The 4,419-nt window shown below is 68.9% G+C and carries 5 protein-coding genes and 1 pseudogene; 1 reads left to right on the top strand and 5 read right to left on the bottom strand.

Going from position 1 to position 4,419, the window contains the following annotated elements; genetic code table 11:
* Positions 1 to 104: 104 nt before the first annotated feature.
* The 5 genes and pseudogenes from tpg to AC07DW_RS33415 form a co-directional block, all read right to left on the bottom strand.
* Positions 105 to 521, bottom strand: a pseudogene (tpg, locus tag AC07DW_RS33435) (telomere-protecting terminal protein Tpg); the annotation flags it as partial.
* Positions 522 to 682: 161 nt separating this feature from the next.
* Entirely contained in the window at positions 683 to 2,323 is a 1,641-nt protein-coding gene (locus AC07DW_RS33430; protein ID WP_478861379.1) for an IS1182 family transposase, read from the bottom strand.
* 365 nt (positions 2,324 to 2,688) lie between these two features.
* On the bottom strand, positions 2,689 to 2,961 hold the full coding sequence (locus AC07DW_RS33425; protein ID WP_012477032.1) for a hypothetical protein: 273 nt from the start codon (positions 2,959 to 2,961) through the stop codon (positions 2,689 to 2,691).
* Positions 2,961 to 3,194: a hypothetical protein gene (locus tag AC07DW_RS33420; RefSeq protein WP_478861378.1), complete on the bottom strand. Its 234-nt coding sequence runs from the start codon at positions 3,192 to 3,194 to the stop codon at positions 2,961 to 2,963. The genes AC07DW_RS33425 and AC07DW_RS33420 overlap by 1 nt, the downstream gene beginning before the upstream one ends.
* A 336-nt stretch (positions 3,195 to 3,530) precedes the next feature.
* Positions 3,531 to 3,737 (bottom strand): cold-shock protein, encoded by a 207-nt coding sequence (locus AC07DW_RS33415; RefSeq protein WP_314253960.1) that lies wholly within the window; start codon positions 3,735 to 3,737, stop codon positions 3,531 to 3,533.
* Positions 3,738 to 3,995: 258 nt separating this feature from the next.
* On the opposite strand from AC07DW_RS33415, the gene AC07DW_RS33410 reads away from it, so the two are divergent.
* Positions 3,996 to 4,328, top strand: coding sequence for a hypothetical protein (locus AC07DW_RS33410; protein ID WP_478861377.1), 333 nt, complete (start codon positions 3,996 to 3,998; stop codon positions 4,326 to 4,328).
* Positions 4,329 to 4,419 lie beyond the last annotated feature (91 nt).

Raw genomic sequence — 4,419 nt, 5'->3', positions numbered from 1 at the left:
CACACCGGGCCAGGCACCACGACGTCGGCAAGACGGTCAAACGTGCCGAGTCGATCAAGGAGCACCAAGCCCGCAGAGGTTAAACGTCAAGCTAAGACGGGCCTCTACAGGTCGAATTCAACGTACTCAATATCTGTGAATTCCACCTGTAGACCCTGCGCTCGGCGGCCGTTGTCCTGGAAATAGATTTCTTGGAGCCCTTCCGCTGCGATGTTCCGGAGCTGCTGTTCCGTCCCTCCGGCTGCCTGGGCGTCGAAGAATCGGCGCGCGTAGTGCGGGGGCAGAGCCAGGGTCAGATGTCGTACCCGGGCGTCGTCGGTCGTGCCGGGGGCGGCGGTGTAGCCGAACCGGGCGCGGGTGTGGATGACGAGACCATCGGTCGTGGCGGCCTGCCTCTTGGCACGCTCACGCACCCGCGGCTGCCACCGCTGCCGCACGGCATCGGCCAGGCGCTCCGCGAGGTCGGGGCGCGGCCGGACGATCTGCCCTTTCACGTAGCGCTCTACGGTGCGCTGGCTGAGTACCTGACGCTGTCGGGGATCTTGGTCAAGCGCCTTTCTGGAAGATCATCGAGCTGAACGGCCGGTCGCCGCGAGGGCGCTGTGCCAGGGTTGAACTCGGTGGGTCGATCTATGCGCCGGTCTGGAGCAAGGTGGTGGTCACCACCTTGAGAACGATCACCTCAGCCTGCAGGGTGGGTGGCGACGCGCCAGGACCGGGGCCGGGGGATGTGCTGCCAGTCGAGGAAGCCCTGGAGTGCGGTTGGGTTCCGGGGCTGCCGGGCGGGCGTCGGCGGGAGGTGGACGCCGATGCGTTCGAGGTTGACCGCGATGGCGGTCAGGACGTGCTGGACGTGGGCCTTCTCTTCGCTGCGGTAGCGGCACTGGCGCATTCCGTGGCCGTTGACGAACTCGCTGATCGTGCTCTCGATGGCGGCCCGCAGCGAGTAGCGCGAGAGCCATTCCTGGGTCTTCTGCTCGGTACGGGATTCGGACTGGATGTCGTAGAGATCGCGCGGCAGGAAGGTGACTTTCCGGGCGTCGGTGCGGGTGCAGGCGGTCTTCACCGGGCACTGGCGGCAGTCGTCCGGGGCGAACTCGGCGTTGACGTAGGGCGCGAGGGACGGCGGTGTCGACCACCGGCGGCTCACCTTGCCCTGCGGGCAGGTGACCTGCTCGTTGTCCCAGTCGATGGTGAAGGCTTCGCGGTGGAAGACGGTGCCTTTGCGGGACTGGCGGGTGCTCCTGGCCCGGATCGGTCCGACCAGGCCGACGCCGTGCTCGCGGGCGACTTGCCTCTTGAGCGCGACTGAGAGATAGCCGCCGTCGACGAAGTGCTCCTTCGACAGCAGGCTCCGGTGGTCGAGGTTGGCCAGGATCCCGGGCAGGGCCTTGGTGTCGTGAACGGCGGCCCTGGTGGTGGTGACATCGGTGATCACGCTCGGCGTGTCCGGGTCGCAGGTCTCGGTGACGTGCGCCAGGAAGCCCTTCCAGCGGGTCTGCCCCCGGCGCGCGTAGCGGGCGGTCAGGTCGTAGGGCGAGACGATGGCGACGGCCGAGGGCGGCAGTCCGGCATCCTCCGCCTCCCGCCACTTCGGGCGATCCGGGGCGTCGATGAAGTAGTTCTGCACGAAGATCTGACGCAGGGCCTGGACCTGCTCGCCGTCGCGGAGAGCAGGCAGGTAACGGTGGACGTAGCGCAGGAGCAGGCGGACGTCCTCGCCGGTCTCCTTGATCCGGGTCTTGGGCCGGGAGGGGTTCTTCCCCAGCCGGGCGGCACGGCCGTAGCGCTTGCCCCAGTCCTCCGTCACCAGGCCGACCAGCTCGTGCGGCGCCCGGCGGGCGAGCTCCTCCAGGGCGGCGCGCATGGCCTCTGTGACGAGCTCCAGGCGGGTCAGGTCCCGCACCGCGGCCAATACGTGGGTGGAGTCGGTGCGCTGCCGGCCGCGTTCCCGGACCAGGCCGACGTCCCGGATCTTCTCCAGAGCGAGGCCGAGCAGCTTGTCGGCCCGGCCCTCCTCGGCCAGGCGCTCTCGAAAGTAGGCAAGGACGCTGTGATGGAAGCCGGGGTCTTCCAGCTCCATGCCCAGGGCGGCGTACTTGAAGTCGATGCGGTTGCGCACGGACTCGGCGGCCTGCCGGTCGGACAGCTCCAGCAGGAACTGCAAAACCGACACCGTCGCAAACTGGGCTGGTGACAGGCCCGGCTTACCGTCCCGCGGGTACCACTCCTCGAAGTCCTCATCGCTCCACAGACCCTTGAGGTGGTCACGGATGGCCATCGCTGTGGTGCCCCTGGGGTTGCACGCCCGCGCGACCCGCACGGTCAGCTCCGGGATCACGCAGCCGGTACGGGGGGCGAACTCACATCTCAGACCTCCGGAGTCGCGGGCCCCACCGTCCCACCCGCGCAGATCACCGAGCTCGTCGTTTCTGGCACGGTCACCACGAACGGGTGAACGCGATCGACACCCACGTCACACAAGCACCAGCAGTCACGAACGAAGCGTTCGCCCAACGGTCACCAACTCGCCGACGCGACCGACACAGACTCGCCGGCCCACCTGCGAAGCTCTGAACAGGGGAAAGCGGTCGCTTCTTCAGCATGTCGATCACGCCGGACGAACCCGATTTCCAAAGGCCGGCCGCGCCAGCAGGACGCGGTCGGCCTGGTCCAGGGCGTCGAGGGTCAGACCTCGAGGTAGGCGACCACGACCACGGTCTTCAAGGCCGTGACCCAGTACAGGAGGCGTACGCGCTCGACTTCGTCGGCGTACTCGCGCAGCTGGGGGCCGGCGGTGTCGCCGGGGATCGGCTCGCCGATCTCGGGGTCGACGGAGACGACGACCAGGGCGCGGTCCAGGGCGTGGATCTCCGCCTCGCTGGTCAGGTTCTCCAGCTGCTTGGCGGCGGAGTCGGAGAACGCGATCCGGGCGCGGCGGGGGCCGTGCTGCGGGGCCATCAGGCGACGGCCGGGCGCTGCCGGGCGAGGTGGGTGAGGTGGGCCTCGCGCAGCTCCTCCCACGGGGTGCACTGCTCGGGGTCGGGCAGGCCGTTGGTGGCGATGTCTTCCAGGACGGCGGCGAACCGGTCGGCGTCGGCGCGGGTCTTGGCCGCGTACGCGCGGACCGCGTCGGCGGCCGCGGGCTCCAGCTGCCGGGCGGCGGTGTCGGCGGGGGCCGGCTGTTCGCTCATCGAGGGCTCCAGAGGGCAGAACTGGCGTTGCTTACCACGGTATCTCTGGGCCAGGGGGTCTGGGGCCAGTCCGGCGGAACCGGCCCCCGTGACTACGGTCCGTGCTGCTCGTAGCCGCGCGGGCGATCAACTCTTATGTGTAACGCGCGGCTCCCGAATCGGCCCTGGAGGCCCCTTGTCCTGTGCCACCTGACCTTGACCGCGTGCCGTCGAACTTTGATCGACGGGAGCTTGTGCCATCGAAGATTGCTTGCGCTGGTCAGAGCCCGTCCCGCACGCGAGGAGCCCCACCGGCAAACCGGCGGGGCTCACTTCAGGGGTGCTCTCGTGCAGTGGTCAGCGGAGCGGCACCACGTTCTCGGCTTGAGGCCCCTTGGGGCCCTGGGTGACGTCGTACTCGACGGACGCGCCCTCGGCCAGCTCCTTGAAGCCGGTCGTCTGGATGGCGGAGAAGTGGACGAACACGTCCGGTCCGCCGTCGTCCTGCTGGATGAAACCGAACCCCTTCTCCGAGTTGAACCACTTCACGGTGCCAGTCGCCATGGGTACAGATCCTTCTTCAGGTGTCACGCGGGCCGCAGTGCGCAGCCGATCCGATACTCCCCGCCCACCCCGTGCGCCACACCCATGTCTAGCGACGCAGCCCCCAAACTTCGATGTCACTTACTCAAAGTTCGATGGCACAGGACACCCCTTCGGACTCCAGAAAGCGGACATATGGGGACGCATTCGAGGGGCGTGACATCTTCCCGAGGTCGGGTGTCATGCTCGCGCTGAGTCAGCGTGATACCCGGTCGGGGCGTGGTGCGGTCAGCTGGCGTCGGAGCGGGCGCGGGCGAGGAACGCGGCGTAGCTGAGGACCGATGGTGGAAGAAGGTCGGCGGCGGCTTCGCGGGCGGCCGGGTCGCGGTAGTGCCCGAGGTTCGCGGCCAGGGCGTGGAGCTCGCGCAGGGCCTGGAGCTCGTCGGTGCGGGCGGCGATCCGCTGCGCCTCGCGTACGGCGGCCTCGCGGGCGGCGGCGGCTGCGGTTTCGGCGGCGAGCTCATCCTGGACGACGGGGTCGGTGTCCGGGTCGTAGGCGGTGCCCGCCGGTGCGGCGGCGAGCAGCTGGTCGAGGCGCTCCCACTCCGCTAGCCTCCGCGTTTCGGTTGGGAGGGGTCAGCCAGGCTGATCGCGGCGGACCGTGGTTCTGGCCGCCTGCTGTCAAGCGGGTATGGCTGGGGCC

This window comes from Streptomyces sp. NPDC045701 (genome assembly GCF_056432045.1).
The sequence above is the reverse complement of the archived record's forward strand: the minus strand, read 5'-3'. Positions and strand labels throughout refer to the sequence as shown.

Excerpts from the sequence above, each read along its gene's own strand:
- AC07DW_RS33420 (WP_478861378.1), bottom strand. The coding sequence starts at position 3,194 with ATGAGCGAACAGCCGGCCCCCGCCGACACCGCCGCCCGGCAGCTGGAG.
- AC07DW_RS33415 (WP_314253960.1), bottom strand. The coding sequence starts at position 3,737 with ATGGCGACTGGCACCGTGAAGTGGTTCAACTCGGAGAAGGGGTTCGGT.
- AC07DW_RS33425 (WP_012477032.1), bottom strand. The coding sequence starts at position 2,961 with ATGGCCCCGCAGCACGGCCCCCGCCGCGCCCGGATCGCGTTCTCCGAC.